Source organism: Paracoccaceae bacterium (genome assembly GCA_033344815.1).
Classification (GTDB): Bacteria; Pseudomonadota; Alphaproteobacteria; order Rhodobacterales; family Rhodobacteraceae; genus Roseobacter.
Map to the genome: position 1 here is coordinate 2,626,013 of JAWPMR010000001.1, position 18,111 is coordinate 2,644,123.

The following is an 18,111-nucleotide window of genomic DNA, read 5'->3' on the forward strand; positions in this document are numbered from 1 at the left end:
CATGATGTAGTACCAGCCGCTGGTCATGTTCGAGGGCCTTGATGAAATGAGCGACCTGCGCCAATTTTGCATACCTATGGCCGATGAAAGATGGACGACCCACGCGCACTATACCGGACAGCGGGGGATCAAGCGCGTTGCGCCGGCTCGTGACTTCAGTGATATCGCGCTGCCGTACCGTGTTCCCCAGCGGACTGTTGGAGCGAGCAGTCCGGATTGGCAGGGATGAGACTGTTGCATAAACTCGTGAGAAGCTCATTTTGAGCAGAGCGGGGGCAAAGGCTTATAGACAACAGCCGTTTGAACGTCACCGTTTTCCGTCATTAATCACCTTGTGCGTTGTGCGCATGTATCTGCGGTATCGGCTTTCCAATAAAGATGTGGTCGACCTCATGGACGATCGTGGCGTCGACGTTAATCGCTCAACAGTGCTCCGCTGCGTTCAGAAATTTGGCCAGGAACCGGCAAGGCGAACGGAACGGTATCTCCGCCGTACAAGTTAAAATTGGCACGTTCCTTTTCGGCAGATCAATGCGTGATCGCCTGTCGGGCGGGGGACGAAACCAGTATCAGCGTTGGCGGAGAGTGGCGACACCTAGAGCGAGCCATCTATGCAAAAGGCCAGTTGGTCGATTTTAGACTGACTGTGAGGCGTGATACAAAGGCTACCAACGCCTTTCTGAACAAGGACATTAAACTCGCGCGACTACATGGACCGATTTCGTTCTGCACCGCCTTTCGTGATATCGGCAAAGCTTCAGATCGTTCAGGGCTGCAAAAGCGACATTGTAAGGCATGGAGACTATCAGATTGGCCTGCTCGCCATTGAGTTCGCTAATTCATGTTAGCTCGGTTCAGGTTTTGGTCCTCTTTTGACCGGTTGACACATTCTGCTGGTGTCAGGCCAGCGCGACTGGAATTCGGGCGGTGGTGGTTAGAGGCGCTGCACCAGGCAACGGTCAGATGACGGGCATGCTGCGCCCAATTAAGCGAGAGTTTCATCGGTCCCATGGTCGATACAGGCGTCGAAGCCCATGGTGTCTACGATACAGAGCTTCCGTTGAAAACAAGGTGGATCATGAATTAACAATCGTCCTGGATCAGTCAGATCTGGCGAGGCACATGGTGCTGACCACTTTAGCGCCAGTGGCATCTGAATCGCCGGAGATGTGCTGTTTGGCGTCGCGCGCAAGCCCAGAGTTTTTGCTGGCCAGACCAAAAAAAATGTCCAAGACTAATCCGTATGAACAGAACCTGGTTGGCAGCATTCTTGATTGTCTGTGCGGCATCGTCCGTCGCAACGAGCGACACTTCGGCTACTGGTGCTGGAGAGAGCGAATGGGTCATGTACGCCCAAGAAGCGAACGGTGACGTCTATTTTTTCGATCCGTCACGCGTGGAAAGGACCAACACGTTACGTCACGTTTGGAATGGCGTCCGGTACAAAACGTCCGTCATGGGCGCATCCAGTTTTCTTAGCCTGTTGGAAATCGACTGTTCCGAGTGGACGGAGAAAGTATTGCAGAGTACTTTTTTCACAGACAAAGACTGGCAAAAAGCCGCCATGAAGACGGATACGACAGAAAAACCGAAGAACCCTATCGCGGGTGGATCTACGACGGAACGCCTGAGCAGAATACTGTGCGATTGATAGACTGATTGGTCGCCGGGAGTTTTAACAGTCCGAACAAAAAATGCCCGCGTTACCTTGGTACCGCGGGCACGTCGTTCGAGAGGTTAACCTCTGGCTTTCAGACTTACCTCATGCTTTCCGCTGAAACTTGGTAAATCTCACCGGCATCTGTTGTAACGTATAGCGCGTTATCCGGCCCCATGACCAAGCCACGGAATCGCTTCGAAAATTCGAGAGGCATGCGCGTGATACCATTGATACCCAAACCATCAGGAGTGAGGCTGATCAAGTCGATCCGTGAGCCGGCTGGCGTTCCACCAAAACCGATACCCATGATGCCGACCGCCAAACGGCCTTCGTAGATGCCCCAATTGCTGCCCTTGAGGAATGCGGCAGAGCCAGTTCCTTGCGAGAAGCCATTGTTGTTCCAACTTGCCGGCATCAAATCGTCAAAGCGTGTGTCGCTCATTGGAGTGTATGCAGCACGTATCGCCGGATCCACACCGTCCATCTGATTTGGCTCATAACCGCAGTACTGATCCGGGCATTCGCCTCGACCGGCAATTTTTTCCGCGGGGTCCCATCCGGCATTGCCACCATTTACAAGAGCGGTGATTTCATCGTTGTGCCAAGGACCATGTTCAGCTGTGAATGCCTTACCGTCGCTGGGGCGGAAATCGATGCCTTGGACATTTCTGTGTCCGTAGGTGTAAATGCGCTTGTCAAAGCCCTCGGGCGGATTGTTGTCCGGGTGTGCGTTCCCGTCCATATCGATCCGCAGCACTTTACCACACAGAAGGTTTCCATCCTGGGGACAGATCCCACGGTGACGATCCCCTCCGGCGACCCAGAGATAACCGCCAGGCCCGACGCGGATACGCCCACCGTTATGCGCGCCAGGTCCACCAAACGGCTGATCGGATTCAAATGGCTTATACTGAATGTCCGTCACGATATCAGACCGATCCGTGAGACTCATGAGATCGTCGCTGACCTTAAACGTCATGACGATGTTACCGTCGCATTTCTCAAAATTGGTCTTGCAGCCATCGCCGTGATACTTGGTTGACGACGAATAGACGGCAATGGTCCGGTTTTGCGCGAATTGCCGATCTGCGACCACGCCAAGCATACCGGCTTGTCCCTCGCAGAAAAGGTCATCGCCGCTATCGCTGTAGCCCGTGCTGTCCTTCATTCCATACAATGCATGTACGGTTCCATCAGGAGTTCTTACCGAAAGGCCTTTGCATTTTTCGGTGAAGAACATTGTGCCATCTGGCAAAAATGCCATGTCCCAAGGGTTTTCGAGCCCTGAGAGCACAACGGATGATGAGATCATGGGCACGTCCATACCTTGGTGACCATCGGCTTGAGCAGCCAACGGCAGTCCAAGGATCAAGGCACCGGCCATGACTCTCGAAAAGATCCTACTTGTTATTGTTTTCATGTCTTACTCCCAATTTAGTTATTGAACTTCGTATGTTGCGTCCTCCAAATACGCGGCTAGATTTTCGATTTCCTCATCGGTCAATGGCTTGGCCATCATGATCATCAGAGCTGAGTTCGGGCCTTGCTTTATGCCTTCTCTGTAAGCTCTCAGTTTTTCCATCGTAAATGAAACTTCATTGCCAGAAATCTTTGGATAACTGGCAGCGCCTTTTCCGGCTTGCCCATGGCAAGAAACGCAAGATTCTTTGTATCGGATTTCGCCTAATTCCTTGTCGGCGCCGAATCCGTAATCAGGAAAAGTCAAAACCAGAAAAAGAACTATGACCTTGGAAAATCTATACAAAGCGCTCTCCTCAATTCAATGCAATCACGCTACAGGAACCGTTGTACAATTTCCATCGACACAAAAGTGGGTGTTGAGGGATCAAGCAAACGACGCCGCCTATGCCTCTCAAATCTTTCAATAAATTGGGCACAACTCTGTCTTTATTGGGCCTCAGTGGGCAACAGAAATTGAAGTCAGCCCGAGGTCCGGCCAGCAAACAAAGCCAGTTATTTAACTCTGACCGTCCCCCAATGTAGACACCAAAAATGGCGAGGGTGGGTGTTGAATGTCACGTAAAACTGACCCGGCAGAGGTCGGAATTGTTCCTGAAAAAGGCCCACATGCGACCTTGCACCAAACCGGAAGTGTCGGGGCAATTGGATTGCCAAGGATGGGCTTTTTGAGAGTTTTCGAAGATGGTTACAGAGGGATAAGACGCCTGTTCGCGAGATTTCACGGCAGGCTGGGCTGTCTCGCTACACACCAACTGGAAGAACCTGCGGGCTGAAATCGCCGAGCCCAACTTCAGTACGCCGACGCGGCAAAGCAAGCGAGATCCATGTGCGGAAAAACGGGCTCTTTGCTGGGGCGGACACCGGCGTGGTGATCTTGGTGTCAATCGGCATTCAGCTTTAAGACGAAGTCAGTTCATTTCCGATGCAGCACCTGATTTGAGAATTCAATCATTGCCATTTTCAGATTAGTTATATCGGGCTCGCAAGCCGGGTAATCACTTGGTCCCTTGCTTCGATGAGCCGGTTTCTGTTGTGTCTGAAGGTGTGCGCCAAAGACATTTCTGGACCAGCCCGCTCGACGATAGCGGCGTCGATCAGAAGCATCGGTCGGATGTGCAGCCGGAGGATCGGCCTTTTGGGCAAGGCTGTGAATGACGTTGTCGAGATCGGGGATTAGGGCACCGAAAATTCTGTAACGCAGGCTCCGTTGGAGTTGTGTGGCCAGTTGAAACAGTTGGCATCAGTTGCTTTGCTTATGCTGCTGGCTTGTGCAGATTTGCACCAAAATCGATCTCGTTCAGCACGCTCGGTTTGTTACGTGCGACGTGGCGAATTTTGTTTGCTCTGTGGGCCTTGATGGTTTGCAGTGTGTTCTTGCACGCTATGAGCTTCAGACAATCGCGTTTCGGTCGTGGAGGCTGATTCAGCGCGGCGTGATCGACCTCTATCCTCTTGTTGAGATGCTTTCGGTCGACGGGTCGGATTCAATCGTCGGGCCCGTTTCCAACGTTCATTTCTTCAATCCCCTTTGCACGGCTATGGGCATTGCCAGTGCCCCTGTAACCTGCGTCATGAGCGATTATGACTGTAGGTCCACTGGCCGATCTCTGCTTGAATCTCTTACACCCATCTGACCGGCAAGGCATGTTTCAAAAATCTGAAAGGCGGCCAAAAGATCGCGCACGTCGCGGTTATCTTCGGTATCCGCGTGCGGCCAGCGGCATCACAGCCTTCGGAAAGCTGTGCTCTTAGAACATACTTTGACGGGACACAGCATTTTCCTGCTAATCAAATATCCCAATCTCACGACATCGCAGGCTTAATGAAACAGGGGTCCTATGATGCGCGAACCTGATTTGTTCGCAGTTCGACCCTCAATTCCAGTATTCCGAATATGCGTGGTCCGACAATCCATATCGCTGACCAAAAGCTCTTGGAGCATTGCAAAATGCGACAACCAGGTGGTCCACTTTAACGGATTGAAGGGCCGCGACAGTATCCCTTACGGCTGCACGCGGGCTGCGATCGTAGTCTGCCACCAGGACATGGGCGTTAAGGTGTATTGCAATTTTAGGTGCGTCGGGCAGGACCAAGACAGGTGGCGTGTCAAACAGGACAACGTCATAGCGTTCCCGCAAATATGAAATAAGCCGCCCAAACCGATCAGATTCCAGCAGATCAGCCGGATTGGTATCCGATTGACCACTGGGCAGCAAATCAAAACCCATCTCCTCAAGCGATACGATTGCGTTCGTCGGATCAAGGTCGTCAACGATCACTTCCTGCAAACCCGGCTGGCCCGCCTTGATACCAAGGTTTTTTGACAGAGTTCCGGCGCGCATGTCCCCGTCCACAACGATCACACGCCGGTCAATCATTGTGAAGCTTTGGGCAAGCCCGCGAGTCACAGTAGATTTGCCTTCGGTTGGCAGGGATGAAAAAATGCCCGCGACCAACGATCCCTGTCCAGCCTGAGAACTGGACATCAGCTGGTGCCGCAAAGAGCGGACACCCTCTTTGAAAGGGGCCATCTTGCGTTTGGAAGAGCCAAAATTCAAAAATTTGTTCTGGTTTAGCAAACCATTGTGGGCTGGTGGCAGCTGTACGACGCACTCTGATCCGGTGATCTCGATCAATTCGGATACTTTTCGAACGCGATCATTGGCAGCTTCGCGCAGCAAGACGTAGGCAATGCCAAAAAACAATCCGAGTACGCCCGCAATGGCGACCATCCGACGGCGGCCCTGCGCATCGGTGCGCAAGGGGGCTTCTGCCCGTGCAAGGATCTGCGCGCCGGCATCCCGCAGACCGGTTTGAATGGACAGTTCTTTCAGGCGGCCAAGCGAGGACTCGTAAACCTGCGATGTGGTTCCGACCTCAACTTCCAACTGTCGCAATCCAACGGTGAAGGCGTTGACCTCAGCGATGCGCGCTTCGATGGCCGTTCTGCCATCTTCAAGCGCATCGCGAAGCCGGACCAATCGCGCCCGCTCAACCTGCAATGCAGCTTCTATCGCCTGTACATCCTGCTCCAGCGCAGCCGCGTTTACAGGACGGCCCAGTGTCGATTGCTGTATGCGCAAGAGCGTTTCATTTCGGTTTATCTCTTCTCGCAGCAGTGCAATGCCGCCATCCCCAACGGCGCCCAGTTCACCAATCGCGGCCTCGACTACGACAAGTGCGTTTTCCGTCGCTGCCAGTCGAGATCGGATATCTACCGCCTCTCCCATCAAAGCATCAGCGGATTCCACCACACTGCTCTGCGCGCCGCCGCGAAAATTCTGCAAGCGTTGCTGATCGACTTCAAGTTGCAGCCGCAACTCATTTACTCTGGTTTCCAGAGCATCTGCCGCCCGCTCGGTTTCCTCCTGACCGCGCCTGACTTGGTATTCAAGGTATGAGTCCACATAAGCATTTGCGATAGCTGCAGATTTACCTGGCCCGGTCGTGGTTGCTCGTATCACAATTGCATTGCTGCCCGGCAGAATACTGACCCGCGTGATGGCCGCCAGCCAGTCAAGGGCGAGCTGCCGGACGACATTGTCGGGGTAAAATTCTGCCGGATCGGTCCCCTCAGGCAAGGAAAGATTCGGATTGATCTCCGGGTCAGAGGTCAGGTCCACCCGGTCAATTACCTGCAAAGCGAGACTGCGGGATCCAAGAATGGTCAGCGCATTGGTGATCGCACCCTGACTGACTTCAGTGCCGCCCGCGCTGTCAAACTCGACGATCTCAAGATTGCCGCGGGTCAGGAGCATTTGCGCCTCAGCCGTATAGATATCATCCGAGCGGAATACCAAAAGCGCTGTCAGGAATGCCAACGCAAAGGTTGGCACGAGAATGCGCTTCTTGTTGCGCCATAGCAGTTGCCAAAGCGCAACGATCCCGACCGGCGAGTCGTCTTGGTTCGGTTCGGCGGCAAAAGTATCTCGGGGCGTGTAGTTCATGTGGCCTGCTCATTCTGCGATGTGTTGCCAACAAAATCGTTCGTCCCTGCCGGGGAGCACCACGCTCACGGACAAACCCTCTCTGGCATGCCTTGTAATAGGGCTGTTCATGAGTGCATGAAAGGGTTAATCGCGCAACAGAGCGTTTGCCGGACACTGATACCAGCAAAGACATACAAGCGCACAGGATATCGGCAGAACGGCATTCTTGAATGCAGATTGCATCAAGTTCGCTTGCGCGTCACTGGGTTAACACTGTAAATCAACTGCGAATGGCGTCTTACGTCTCGACGAACAGGTGACATACCGATGATGCTCCCGAACTACTTTTATGGCGGCCCACCCAAGGCGGGTTCTTCGTGGATTTACAGCTTGCTGAGCGCTCATCCCGAGGTTTTCGTGCCGGAAGGGAAATACGTTCAGTTCTTTACGGATTTTTATGATCGTGGCATTGATTGGTATGCGCAAAACTATGCCGATGCCCAAGCTGGCCAAACCGCACGCTGTGATTTGACAACAGACTATCTGTTTGTGCCTGAAGCTGCGGAACGGCTGGCGCAGCTTATCCCGGACGCGCGGATTTTCTTTTCGCTGCGCAACCCCGCAGAACGCGACTGGTCGGCCTATCAACATCTGTTGCGCACCGGTCAGGCGCACGGTCCGCTTGAAAAGGAAGCGGATAGCGCACATCGGCTTTTATCCACATGCAGCGCATATTCAGATGCAATTGAGCGCGCCTGGCGTCTTTTTGGCAAGGAAAATACCCATATCCTCTGGTTTGACGACATTCGTGCGGAACCTCAGGCGGCGGCGAACTCGCTCTTTGAGTTCTTGCGTGTTTCACAGCGTGACATATCCGAAGCCGACGAGGGGGCAAAGAATGTGGCACGTGCCGCACGCAATACGCATCTGAACGGGATGCTCAAACAAGGTGCCATCGCTTTGCGCGCCGCAGGATTGAGCAACGTGCTTGGCAAACTCAAAGCGAACCCGCTGGTCGACAAGGTTCTTTTCAGCGCCGACCGCGTGCCAAAACTGCGTGATACGCCAGAGGCATGGGATTTCCTATCCGACCGTCATGCTGCAGAACTTGACCGGCTGGAATCGCTTCTGGACCGTGATCTTTCCGCGTGGCGGGCGCGCCCGTGACACACGCCGTGCAGACGGTCAGCGCAACAGACGCCGCCGGGGAAACAAGTTGGCGGATCTATGTTTTGGCCATCATGCTCAGCTTTTTTGTCGTTGTTGAGCCTGCACCCACCGATCTGGTTTTCATAATCGCCCTTGGCGTCTTTTGTTTTTCACGGCCTGTCAAAACAGCTTTCCTCAGCGGAGCAGCTCTGATCGGGGTATTCCTTTACCTTGTATTTTCGGTCTTATCGCTCGTTTTTGTGCAATATGTTCCGATATTTGCGGTGCGTGCCGTTGCGATTGAATTCTACATGATCGCGCTGTTCGTCATGACCGCATATTTCATGAAAACTCGGGGTGACCAGGCTTTCGCCACTGTATTGGCAGCGCTGACAATTGGAGGCGTGCTCGCCTCTTTTGTAGCCATAGCTGCACTGCTCGACCTCATCCCCAACAGCGATATCCTGTTTCGCGGCGATGGCGCGCGTTACCGGGTCAAAGCCACATTCAAGGACCCCAACGTATTTGGCCCCTTTATCGTGCCAAGCCTGTTGTTCGTCACGTGGGTGGTCGTCGAATCTGCGCGTTTCCGCTTGATTGCGCTCGGGGCTATGGGCCTGTTGCTCATCTCTCTGCTGTCTACCTATTCGCGTGGCGCCTGGGTTCACGCGTTTATCTCACTGTCTTTCTTCAGCCTCGCGCTGCTCATTTATCGGCCAACTGCGCGTCCAACGTTGACTGCCATCGTCTGGGTCATCATCTTGATTTGCGGGACAGTTCTGTTTTTCCTCGATCAGATCACCGCGCGGCTGACCGACTCTTTTCTGGCGCAGCGCCTTTCGCTGCAAAGCTATGATACATCGCGGTTTGGCTATGTCGCTGACGCGGCGCGACAAATCTGGGAACACCCGCTTGGGATCGGCCCTTTTCAAGCGCGCTACGTCTATGGGTATTTGCCGCATAATACCTTTGTGGCTTTCGCGATGCACAACGGTATCTTTGCGTGTCTCGGATTGATCCTAATCTATGGGTCCGCATCAATCCGCTGTATGGCAAAAATCATTGCGCAACGTCCTGGATGGACAAAATACGCACTGGTTTTCTCGATTCTTCTGGGGCTTCTTGTTTTGATGCAGGTTGTGGGCGCAATTCACTGGCGCCACCTCTATCTGGTTTGTGGGATGGCTTTTGGCACCTATACAACGGATCGCCTGCTGCCAGATCACATCGGCTGGTCAAAACGTAAACGGGCCCGCGCGCGCAAGAACTGGCAGCCCGCTCAATGACCCTGGTTAGGAACTGCCTGAAATGAAACGCCTTTTGCTTGGCAGCGTCTTGTCTGCCGGCCTCAAAGTGGTCAGCGCAGGACTGACCTTCCTTATGTTCATGTTTCTCGCGCGCGTGCTGGGCGCCGTAGAATACGGTCTTTTTGCATCCATGTTTGCGCTTGGCACAATTGGTGCGATCACCTCTTTGTTTGGACAACACACGCTCAGCATCAAAACTCTGTCTGCCTTGAGTGACGGACCGGAGGCCGCGGCCGACCGACGCTATGCCATGCGCCAAAGTTACCGGGTGGCTCTGTCTGGTGTCGTGGTGGTTGTAGCGGTCCTTTTAGGTGCCGGATTGATCGCGGGTTGGCTTGGGACCGACGTCGACATGCGCTACGTCTTTGGAGCCTGTGCGCTGGTTTTGCCTTTTGCGTTGGCAGAACTTGTGTCGCATCAGTATCGCGCTTTCGGAGCGATTTTCTGGGCGCTCGCCCCACGTGACGTGATTTGGCGCGGAGCAATCGTACTGGCCTGTCTGGCGGCGGCAAGCATACCATTCTTCTTTACCGATGCGCTGACTGCCATGGCCGCCATATCGGCGACCTTGATGGCAATTGTCGCGATACAGGCGATCTCCATGATTGCCATCCATCGAGACAGATTTGCGGCGCCCGCAGGGTCCCATTCAACGATCACCATGCCTTGGAAAGTTTCAGCCTGGATGTGGTTGGCCTCGCTCGGCACCATGGGCGCGAGTCTGAACTTGTCTGCGGCGGCCCTTTTCTTGCCACCCGATCAAATCGGTGCCTATTTTGCCGCCCAAAAGACATCTCAGCTTTTGCAACTCCCCATCATGGCGATCAACATCGCCGCGACCCCCGTGTTTGCGCGGTTGCACAGCCAAAACGACATCGATGGTCTGCGTAACGTCGGCCGCAAATTGGCGATGCTCATTGCAGCGCCTCTCGCGCTCGGAGCGGCAGTGATCATCTTTTTCGCACCGCAACTCTTGGCGCTGTTTGATCCTGCGTTTGCGTCGGCGGCATTGGCTCTGACGCTTCTGGCGGGCAGCTATCTGCTGATCGGATTAGGCGGACCGACACGACAACTCATGCTAATGAGCAACGGGGAACAGCAGGTCGTGCGTCTGACCTTGATTTCCGAAATCGCAGGTCTGGCGCTGATTCCCATTCTGGTGCCAATGTTCGGAATATTGGGCGCGGCAATTGCCGCCTGTGTGGCGCGGGTGTTGTTCACGGTTATGACGGTGTTTTGGTGTCGCAGAAACCTAGGTGTGGATACATCTGTTTTGTCGCTTTTGCCTGGCGTTTCGATGTCAAGATAAGGCGTTTCAGCGCATCGAGTACCCATAGCGGCCTGCGACCGGACCACAGATCATGGCGGCAAGTTTGCGATCCATGCGAGTAACGGCGTCGCTCCACGAAGTGTCAGGCTTCAAACGGACCTCGCCCAGATCAAACCGGGAAGGGTTACCGCTGATGGAATGTTGCGCATGCACGATTGCGGCGCGACCATCACCCGCCAGCGTGTCCTCTGGCGCTGGTTCGAAAAGCGCGCCGGCCCCGGATAGGAGTGCAGCGTGCCAATTGTCTGCAAAATCCTCGTAACGCACCTGAAAATAGCGATCCGGCGCAAGTTGCTCGAAACGTTCACAACGCGAATTCACGACGGCCCATTGCAACAGCGACCGGATCGAGGAATAGCGCGGGAACAGCTGATCATCAGAGCTGTCGCCGCGTTGCTTGGTCTTTTTCCACGAATAGAGAACTGCGCGCGGATCGCGCACCAGATGCAAAAACGCGACATCAAAAGGACGATCAGGATGCAACAGGTTGAGCGCGTAAAACGGGCTTTTTGAGGCATCTACCAGAACGCGGCTGTGGCTCTTCTCGAAAGCGGCTGAATAGAGCTCCATCAGCAGATCGAGATCGGCATGATTACGCTCAAAATAGGCGGCCCGTGACCGTGCATTGTGCAGGGCCGGGATCTGACTGCGCCGTGCGCCGCTGCCAATGAATTTTGTCAGAGCACGCGCGCGCTCTGGGTTCACATCGCCCAAACGCCCCGAACCCAGTTCAATACCAGGCCAGAAGTCACATTCGGAAAAGGGCTCTCCGCAACCGCAAATGCCGTTTTCCAATACCCCACGATCCCACAAATAGCGCACTTCGCCGAGTGACGCACTGCCAGGCATGGAACCCAGAATATTGGCAAGTATCGAACTGCCGCTACGACCCCAGCCCAATATATACACCAAAAGTGGACGTGGCGATTGTTTGAAGGCAAGAGAGGCGGTCGTGACCATGGGCGCTCCAAGTGACAACCGGAGAGTTTTGGCGGGCGGAATTCGCGATCCATTCAGGATCCCTTGAGGTCCGAGCGCCCTGTCCGGCGAATTACCCGATAGCTGTGCTGGAGGTCGTGCACCGGGTCAAGCCCTTCTCCAGAATTCAACGGCAGTATTTGACCGGTTGCCGCCAAATCGAGCGTATTATGATACAAAGCGGGAGTGACCTATTTCGACGGGCGGCTGTCTCTGGACAAAACTCGTGAAACCGGGTCAGTGTCTGCGCACGAAGCAAGAGGAAAATTTACGTATGGCGATCGGGTGTTTTGCAAATTTCCAAATAAGGTTTGCGCGAGGTTTTCGGCAAATGCTTGGGTCGATTATGACTCTCGCATTCATTGCCACCTCCGGGCATGCTCTGGCAGAGCCTTACCGGCTATCGCCGGGTGACCGTATTTTGGTGCAGATCATTGTTTTGAACAATCAATCCTACGTCGGAACCGTCGATACGGCTGGTGAAATTCGGCTGCCTTATCTAGGAACCCACAAAGCCGTAAACAAAACACTCGACGAACTGGCACAAGAGATCTCTCTTTCAGTTGCGGGCCGTCAAATACAGTCCGTCCGCGATGGGATCACTTCGGTAATCGTACTGGATGAGGAAGATATTTTCCTGGATATCGAAACCTACCGACCAATCACCGTCGTCGGAGCCGTCGCAGCGCCGGGCCGCGTTCCCTTTGAACCTGGTTTGAACGCACGAGCCGCCATCGGCTCCGCTGGGGGATCGGCCGTCGCCGGACAAACCGAGCGTGTGGACCAACTTGCGAATTTTCGAACCCGACAGGCGGAGTTGCGTGAAACAGAAGCCTGGCTGGCCTCCGAACTCTGGCGAATCGAAATATTGCTCTCTGGTGCGCCAAGCGACTCACCCATTGATGGCGAGTTCCAGATCATCGCTGATCGCCTTGATAGCGGGGACATTGAAGTGTTGAGGCAACTCGTTGAGGGCGCGCGTACTGGATTGGAACGCGAACGCGAAGACAATACCGCGCGCATTGCACTCTCCGAAAAGCGGGTCCTGTTCCTCGAAACTGCGCTTGAGCAGTTCGTCACCGCTTCTGAGATCGAAGAAGAGCGGTTACAGGACATTCTTCAGCTATCGGACCGTGGTCTTGTCACCGCAAATGCGCTCGACAATGCCCGCGAAGGTGCGTTGAATGCATCTTCCCGGCTTCTGACGACGCAGGCTGATCTGGCGGCCGCTGAGCGGGAACTGCAGTCGCTGATCATAGAAAAACAAAGCTTGGACGAAGACTTCGTACAGACACTTAGGGACGAGAGAGCACGATTCGAGCGAGATTATGATGAAGCCCGGGCACGGCTGAGCAGTCTCAACAGGGAACTGGCCCTTGGCGCGGTGAGCAACACCGAAGACGTGTCGATGGACATTCGGATCATCCTGCACCGCCAGAACGGAGACGAAGAGACCAGCACTGAAGTAGCGCCAAGCGAACTTCTCAAACCCGGTGATGTTCTCGAGTTGCTGTTAAGTTACAACTGATACGTCGTGAAATCCTAATCCCAATAGGGGCACGGCGCAGAGCGTCGTTGTTGTCCGTTAAAGCACCAATACCGTTCCAAAAATCGCCACCAGAAGACAAAATCATGCTGACCTCTACCTTGGCTTCTTTGATCAAACTAACGGTACAGCCCGGTCGAATGACGGCATGGGTTCAAGCACAGCCAATGGTATCCTCTTCAACCTGACTGATGCAGCTTTCATCAGGATGGCGATAAACCGCCATGCCAAACTCGGCCAAATCAACAACATGAAGGTTGATGACGCGAATGCCGTGCAGATTGGGGTGCAGCGGGTCATGATCAGCCTCCCGTATCGAGAAAAACCCGTCGCGAATGCCAAAGACCGCATTGCACTGAGTGACACTGTCCACAAGAATCCCGTCGCCAGAATGAACAGAATTGCCGTTGCGCGCGAAAACATGAGCTAAGTTGTCATGACGCATCGTTGCCGTCATGGACCGCGGCATCGATTCCTTGCTAACACGAAGCGAAGATTTAGGTGCTGCGGATCACAAACCCATTCGCGCGACAGAGCAAAAAGACTTCGTGATCTTTTTTTGGTGTGTTTGTCTTGGTAGCGTGATTGGCCTGAACCGAAACCTCAAACAGGCGGTATGTGTGGATCTGAGCGGTCAAACGCATGTCGATGTCTGGGGAAAAACTTCCCGTCTTGCGAATACCATTGCGGGAAAACCGTTCTCTAAAGGAGGAGAGGGAAATTCTAAAAGCCTCTCCAGCGCTAACCGGCAAGATTTTGCATAGCAACGCAGGAGAGGGATCTTCACGGGCCTAGCGCAATGAGCTTTAAGCTTGTGAACGCGCATCGAGATCACTTTCCCACCAATCGGCTTTTTCATATCGTGGACGTCGGCACGCGTGGATGACGGGTGTATCCCAGTCGTCCAGACAGCCGCGGTCAACGGTCTGGTTGAGGTTATGTCCAGCATATCAACAAATAGCCGCGCATCGCCAAGGGGTCGCCTCCTCTAGGTAGTTTTCTTCGCAATCGCCTGCCGCACAATGCATGCATGAGAATGGCATATCAATTGCGCGAACACGCAAATACAATGTAACGACCTACAGCGACCACAAGCTCCGAACCTACTCGACAGATATTTCAGCGCGGATGCGCCTAATAAGAAAGGGGCGGGCCCCTTTCGTATCATTGCTGCGCGATACAATGTCGGGCAATGAACATCAGCTATGTTTAGACTCGCGACAGCTGGTGTACTTGGCTGCGATCCTAGACTTTCATTCCGGGCGTGTGATCGGTTCGATGGTAACAAATCGCATGAAGCGGGACTTGCAATGAAAGCGCTGACCATAACCACCGCGTTCAGATCACCACCCGAGAGCCGCGTTCATTGTAAGGCTCGTGGCTACCAATACTGTTCCCACGACCATCAGAAAATCCTGAGCCAGAATGGGTTCAAGGTATTCATGACCGGCAAGAGAAATTATTGTGAAAACACGGCGGTTGAAGCGTTCTTTGATACCATCAAAGCTGAACTGATCTGGCGCAGGTCATCGGAAACACAGCGGCAAGCCGAGATGGCGATCTTCCCCTCTCATCGTTTGCAAGCAAACAGTTGCCGGACGCGGAATACAACAACGTCTTCTACGATCCACGTCCCAAACACTCAGCGCTGGACTGGAAAAGCCCCGTTACGTTCGAACGAAAAGTGGCCTAACCGAGCACATGGGGCGACGCAAAAGCGTGACAGGTCCAACAAGCTCAGAGGACAAGACGGCATTCTTGACTCGCGCGGGTCCCTCTTTGAGGGGAGCCACCACGATTTTGTTCCCAAACCCGCCTTTTCGTTGGCAATTTGCGGCTGGCTAAATGCGCGCGTAAGTGTCCCGCCTCCGAACCGCCGCACCTCAGACGCTAAAAACATGATCCCGCGTCAGTTGTCGGCGATTTTCAGCTTGTTTCGAAGTTCCAGAAAATGTGACGTAATCTCATCGTCATCCATATTCGTCTGGCCAAGGTTATTCAGTCTGTTCACACACCGCAGTCCCGCGCGCTTTTTCCCTTATGTAGAGGATTTCAGCTAAAAAACAAAAACGAAATGGCCTGGAACGGATGACACCCGCCTTTGCAGACGAGTTTCATCGGCAGGTCTTCGGGACGTGCAAAATAAATCGACAGAAACAATCAGCACAATCCATGCGCAATTGTGCATAATCCACTGGATGAATTGCAGCATTTGTACACCTTCGCTCTGGTAGGTTTCGCATGAGGGTCGTATCAATGGGCAACAGGTGCCTGACTGTTCGGCAAAAGCAATTTAACGCAGGATTTTTAAGCAGACGATGGATGCCAGCCTCAATACCGCGGAAATGCGCCTGCATATAGCATTTGCCAAGGTCCGTCTTTGTGACAAAGAAAGAAAGGCAGCCGAAGAATTCGCCCGTCAAATCACGCATTGGGACCGGTTCATCGAAACAGCGGCGCGAAATTTCAGTCTGCCCAACATCAGAATGCACCTGGCTCAGATGGACGAGAAATGTGTGCCACCGCAGGTCCACAAACAGTTGAATGAGGCCGCGAATGCGTCCGCCATACGCAATATGATGCTCATTTCAGCGCAACGTCAGTTCAAGGAAAAATGTGTCGATCCGCTCGGACAGGAAGCGGTATTTTTCAAGGGTATCACTCTGGTGGGGCAATACTATCCGGATCTGGGACTAAGGCCCTGCCGCGATATTGATGTGCTGGTCAGGCCAGACGCGCTGCGCGGGATTGTCTTACAAGCCATCGATTGTGGATATGAATTTGTCGTACCCGGTCAATCTGATCACCCCTTGGTTGAGCCCTCTGAAATTGACGCAGCACTGCATTATCGTAATGATGCCAGCCTTTTGTCACCTGAGGGCATGGCCATTGATCTGCAGGTCAAGCTGGACAAATATTCCGGGATTTTTGCGGATGTGGACGTGATGGCGCAAGCTGTGCCCGTCACTCTGGGAGGCAAAGAGTTTCTGACGATGCCACCCGTGTTTCTTTTCAATTATATCTGTCACCACCACGCCCGGCACGTATGGTCCCGCCTGCATTGGCTCAGCGATCTGGACGCGATGATCACATCTCCCGGTTTTGACGTCGATGCCACTATCGACATGGCCGGTCAACTGAACCAGCGCGGCACTGTCGAAGCCAGCTTTGAAATGCAGCGTCTGATGTCGCCTTGTGCTGACTGGGAACCGGCTCCTGACACCTGGCGGGGCCTGAAGTTTCTTGAATTGAGTCTGCGCAATCTTTCCGGTGATCTGGATCTGGAAAAGAAGATTGGGTTCAGCATGAAGGGCGGTGAATTCATGTTTGACTGGCAGGCTGGCTCCAGCCTGATCCGCCGTGCACGCTGGCAGCATTGGCGCAAGATCTTGCAACCTACCATCCGCCAATATACGCGCTTTCCTCTCCCGCGCGGCCTGCGGTGGCTCTATGTTTTTCCGCGCTTCGTGCATTTGATCGCCCGTACCCGAGACCGGGCCAGTAAAGAAGCCGACTGACCAGAGTTTTCCACCCTTGCGTCTGTACAATGGAGCACCAATCGAGATGTGCGGCATGATCAAACTCTTATGAAGGACTCCGCGATGCTGGATCCCCTAAAAATTGCGCTTGTCCTTGAAACATCGGGCGGCGGATCCGGGCGTCATGTTCTTGATCTGGCGCAGGGGTTGGCGGAACAAGGCCATGCGGTCACGGTGATCTGGTCGCCAGTGCGCGCACAGGAAGATTTTCGCTTGCAGCTCCTGAGTATGAAGCAGGTAGACAACCTACCTATTGCGATGCACAGACCTGTTGGCTTGCATGATTTCAAAAGCCTGCAAGCCCTTGCCACGACGCTGCGCGCGCACGGACCATTTGACGTCCTACATGGTCACAGCTCAAAGGCAGGGGCATTGATCCGCTTGCTGCCCCGCTCCATTCCGGGATCACGGATTTACACACCCCACGCATTTCGCACCATGGACCCGACGATGGGCCGGATGGGCGCGCTGGTCTATGGGACCATTGAACGTGTGCTTGCCCTGCGCGCAGATCACATCATCCCGGTCAGTTCTGCGGAAAAAGCGCATGGTATTGAGCTTGGAATCAAGGCGCAAAAGATGACGACTGTCGTGAATGGCGCAACCTTGCCGCCGGGGGCCGACCGCGTGGCGGCACGCGCCTTCATGGGCTTGGCAGCGGATGATTTCGCCGTGGGTTTCATTGGGCGTCTGGACCCTCAAAAAGCGCCGCTGCGCTTTGTAGAAGCCATTTTGCTAGCAGCCCGGGATGCGCCAAATCTGCGTGGAATGGTCATTGGCGATGGCAACCTGCGGGACGCGGCTGAGGCGAAAAATACGGGCGAAGTGGTCCGGTTTCTGGGATGGCAGGACGGCCCCGCTCTGTTCCCCGGGCTCGACGTCTTTTGCATGACCAGCCACTTTGAGGCGATGCCCTATACCCTGATCGAAGCGCTGCATGCGGGTGTCCCGATTGTAACCACTGCAGTCGGTGGCGTGCAGGAAACAGTACAGGAAGGCGAAAACGGCTTTGTATTACCAACCGATTGCGATCCATCGGCCATTGCCGAGCGATTGACAACCCTGGCGGCAAACCCGGACCTGCGCCAGGCGTTCAGCGCACGTGCGCAACTCCTTGCACGCGAACGGACGATCGAGAATATGGTCAGAGAAACGTTGGCCGTATATGAAGCGTCACGCTGAGTGCGTTAA

The 18,111-nt window shown here is 54.1% G+C and carries 15 protein-coding genes and 1 pseudogene; 11 read left to right on the forward strand and 5 right to left on the reverse strand.

The window, feature by feature from the left end; translation table 11 throughout:
• Positions 1 to 535 precede the first annotated feature (535 nt).
• A complete protein-coding gene (locus R8G34_12180; protein MDW3223620.1) occupies positions 536 to 829 on the forward strand; it encodes a DDE-type integrase/transposase/recombinase in 294 nt (97 codons plus the stop codon).
• A 414-nt stretch (positions 830 to 1,243) separates the two neighbouring features.
• Positions 1,244 to 1,651, forward strand: a complete 408-nt coding sequence (locus R8G34_12185; GenBank protein ID MDW3223621.1) for a hypothetical protein — start codon at positions 1,244 to 1,246, stop codon at positions 1,649 to 1,651.
• 106 nt (positions 1,652 to 1,757) lie between these two features.
• Here the strand turns inward: R8G34_12185 and R8G34_12190 are convergent, their stop codons facing one another.
• Both R8G34_12190 and R8G34_12195 read right to left on the reverse strand, forming a co-directional pair.
• Complete coding sequence (locus R8G34_12190; GenBank protein MDW3223622.1) at positions 1,758 to 3,080, reverse strand: PQQ-dependent sugar dehydrogenase; 1,323 nt, start codon at positions 3,078 to 3,080, stop codon at positions 1,758 to 1,760.
• Between the two features lie 18 nt (positions 3,081 to 3,098).
• Positions 3,099 to 3,425, reverse strand: coding sequence for a c-type cytochrome (locus R8G34_12195; GenBank protein MDW3223623.1), 327 nt, complete (start codon positions 3,423 to 3,425; stop codon positions 3,099 to 3,101).
• A gap of 732 nt (positions 3,426 to 4,157) precedes the next feature.
• Here R8G34_12195 and R8G34_12200 point away from each other — a divergent pair.
• Positions 4,158 to 4,319: a hypothetical protein gene (locus R8G34_12200; protein ID MDW3223624.1), complete on the forward strand. Its 162-nt coding sequence runs from the start codon at positions 4,158 to 4,160 to the stop codon at positions 4,317 to 4,319.
• Between the two features lie 697 nt (positions 4,320 to 5,016).
• On the opposite strand, the gene R8G34_12205 is transcribed toward R8G34_12200, so the two are convergent.
• Positions 5,017 to 7,089 (reverse strand): AAA family ATPase, encoded by a 2,073-nt coding sequence (locus tag R8G34_12205; protein ID MDW3223625.1) that lies wholly within the window; start codon positions 7,087 to 7,089, stop codon positions 5,017 to 5,019.
• Positions 7,090 to 7,398: 309 nt separating this feature from the next.
• Here R8G34_12205 and R8G34_12210 point away from each other — a divergent pair, with 309 nt between their 5' ends.
• Genes R8G34_12210 through R8G34_12220 form a run of 3 tightly spaced genes read left to right on the forward strand, consistent with a single transcriptional unit; the run spans position 7,399 to position 10,836 of the window.
• Positions 7,399 to 8,238: a sulfotransferase gene (locus R8G34_12210; protein ID MDW3223626.1), complete on the forward strand. Its 840-nt coding sequence runs from the start codon at positions 7,399 to 7,401 to the stop codon at positions 8,236 to 8,238.
• On the forward strand, positions 8,235 to 9,506 hold the full coding sequence (locus tag R8G34_12215; GenBank protein ID MDW3223627.1) for a hypothetical protein: 1,272 nt from the start codon (positions 8,235 to 8,237) through the stop codon (positions 9,504 to 9,506). Before R8G34_12210 ends, R8G34_12215 begins: the two co-directional genes overlap by 4 nt.
• Before the next feature lie 22 nt (positions 9,507 to 9,528).
• A complete protein-coding gene (locus R8G34_12220) occupies positions 9,529 to 10,836 on the forward strand; it encodes a lipopolysaccharide biosynthesis protein (protein ID MDW3223628.1) in 1,308 nt (435 codons plus the stop codon).
• Positions 10,837 to 10,842: 6 nt separating this feature from the next.
• Here R8G34_12220 and R8G34_12225 read toward each other — a convergent pair whose 3' ends face one another.
• Positions 10,843 to 11,817 carry a sulfotransferase gene (locus R8G34_12225; protein MDW3223629.1) on the reverse strand — a complete coding sequence of 325 codons (975 nt, stop codon included), beginning with the start codon at positions 11,815 to 11,817 and terminating at the stop codon, positions 10,843 to 10,845.
• Positions 11,818 to 12,181: 364 nt separating this feature from the next.
• On the opposite strand from R8G34_12225, the gene R8G34_12230 reads away from it, so the two are divergent.
• A complete protein-coding gene (locus tag R8G34_12230) occupies positions 12,182 to 13,363 on the forward strand; it encodes a polysaccharide biosynthesis/export family protein (protein MDW3223630.1) in 1,182 nt (393 codons plus the stop codon).
• Positions 13,364 to 13,535: 172 nt separating this feature from the next.
• On the opposite strand, the gene R8G34_12235 is transcribed toward R8G34_12230, so the two are convergent.
• Positions 13,536 to 13,826 (reverse strand): hypothetical protein, encoded by a 291-nt coding sequence (locus R8G34_12235; protein MDW3223631.1) that lies wholly within the window; start codon positions 13,824 to 13,826, stop codon positions 13,536 to 13,538.
• A 10-nt stretch (positions 13,827 to 13,836) separates the two neighbouring features.
• Between R8G34_12235 and R8G34_12240 the strand changes: the two genes are divergently transcribed.
• The 4 genes and pseudogenes from R8G34_12240 to R8G34_12255 all read left to right on the forward strand — a co-directional run bounded on the left by R8G34_12240 (position 13,837) and on the right by R8G34_12255 (position 18,102).
• A complete protein-coding gene (locus R8G34_12240; protein MDW3223632.1) occupies positions 13,837 to 14,145 on the forward strand; it encodes a hypothetical protein in 309 nt (102 codons plus the stop codon).
• Positions 14,069 to 15,074: pseudogene (locus R8G34_12245) on the forward strand (DDE-type integrase/transposase/recombinase). Before R8G34_12240 ends, R8G34_12245 begins: the two are co-directional and overlap by 77 nt.
• 625 nt (positions 15,075 to 15,699) lie before the next feature.
• Positions 15,700 to 16,899, forward strand: a complete 1,200-nt coding sequence (locus R8G34_12250) for a nucleotidyltransferase family protein (GenBank protein ID MDW3223633.1) — start codon at positions 15,700 to 15,702, stop codon at positions 16,897 to 16,899.
• Between the two features lie 84 nt (positions 16,900 to 16,983).
• Positions 16,984 to 18,102 (forward strand): glycosyltransferase family 4 protein, encoded by a 1,119-nt coding sequence (locus tag R8G34_12255; GenBank protein MDW3223634.1) that lies wholly within the window; start codon positions 16,984 to 16,986, stop codon positions 18,100 to 18,102.
• Positions 18,103 to 18,111 lie beyond the last annotated feature (9 nt).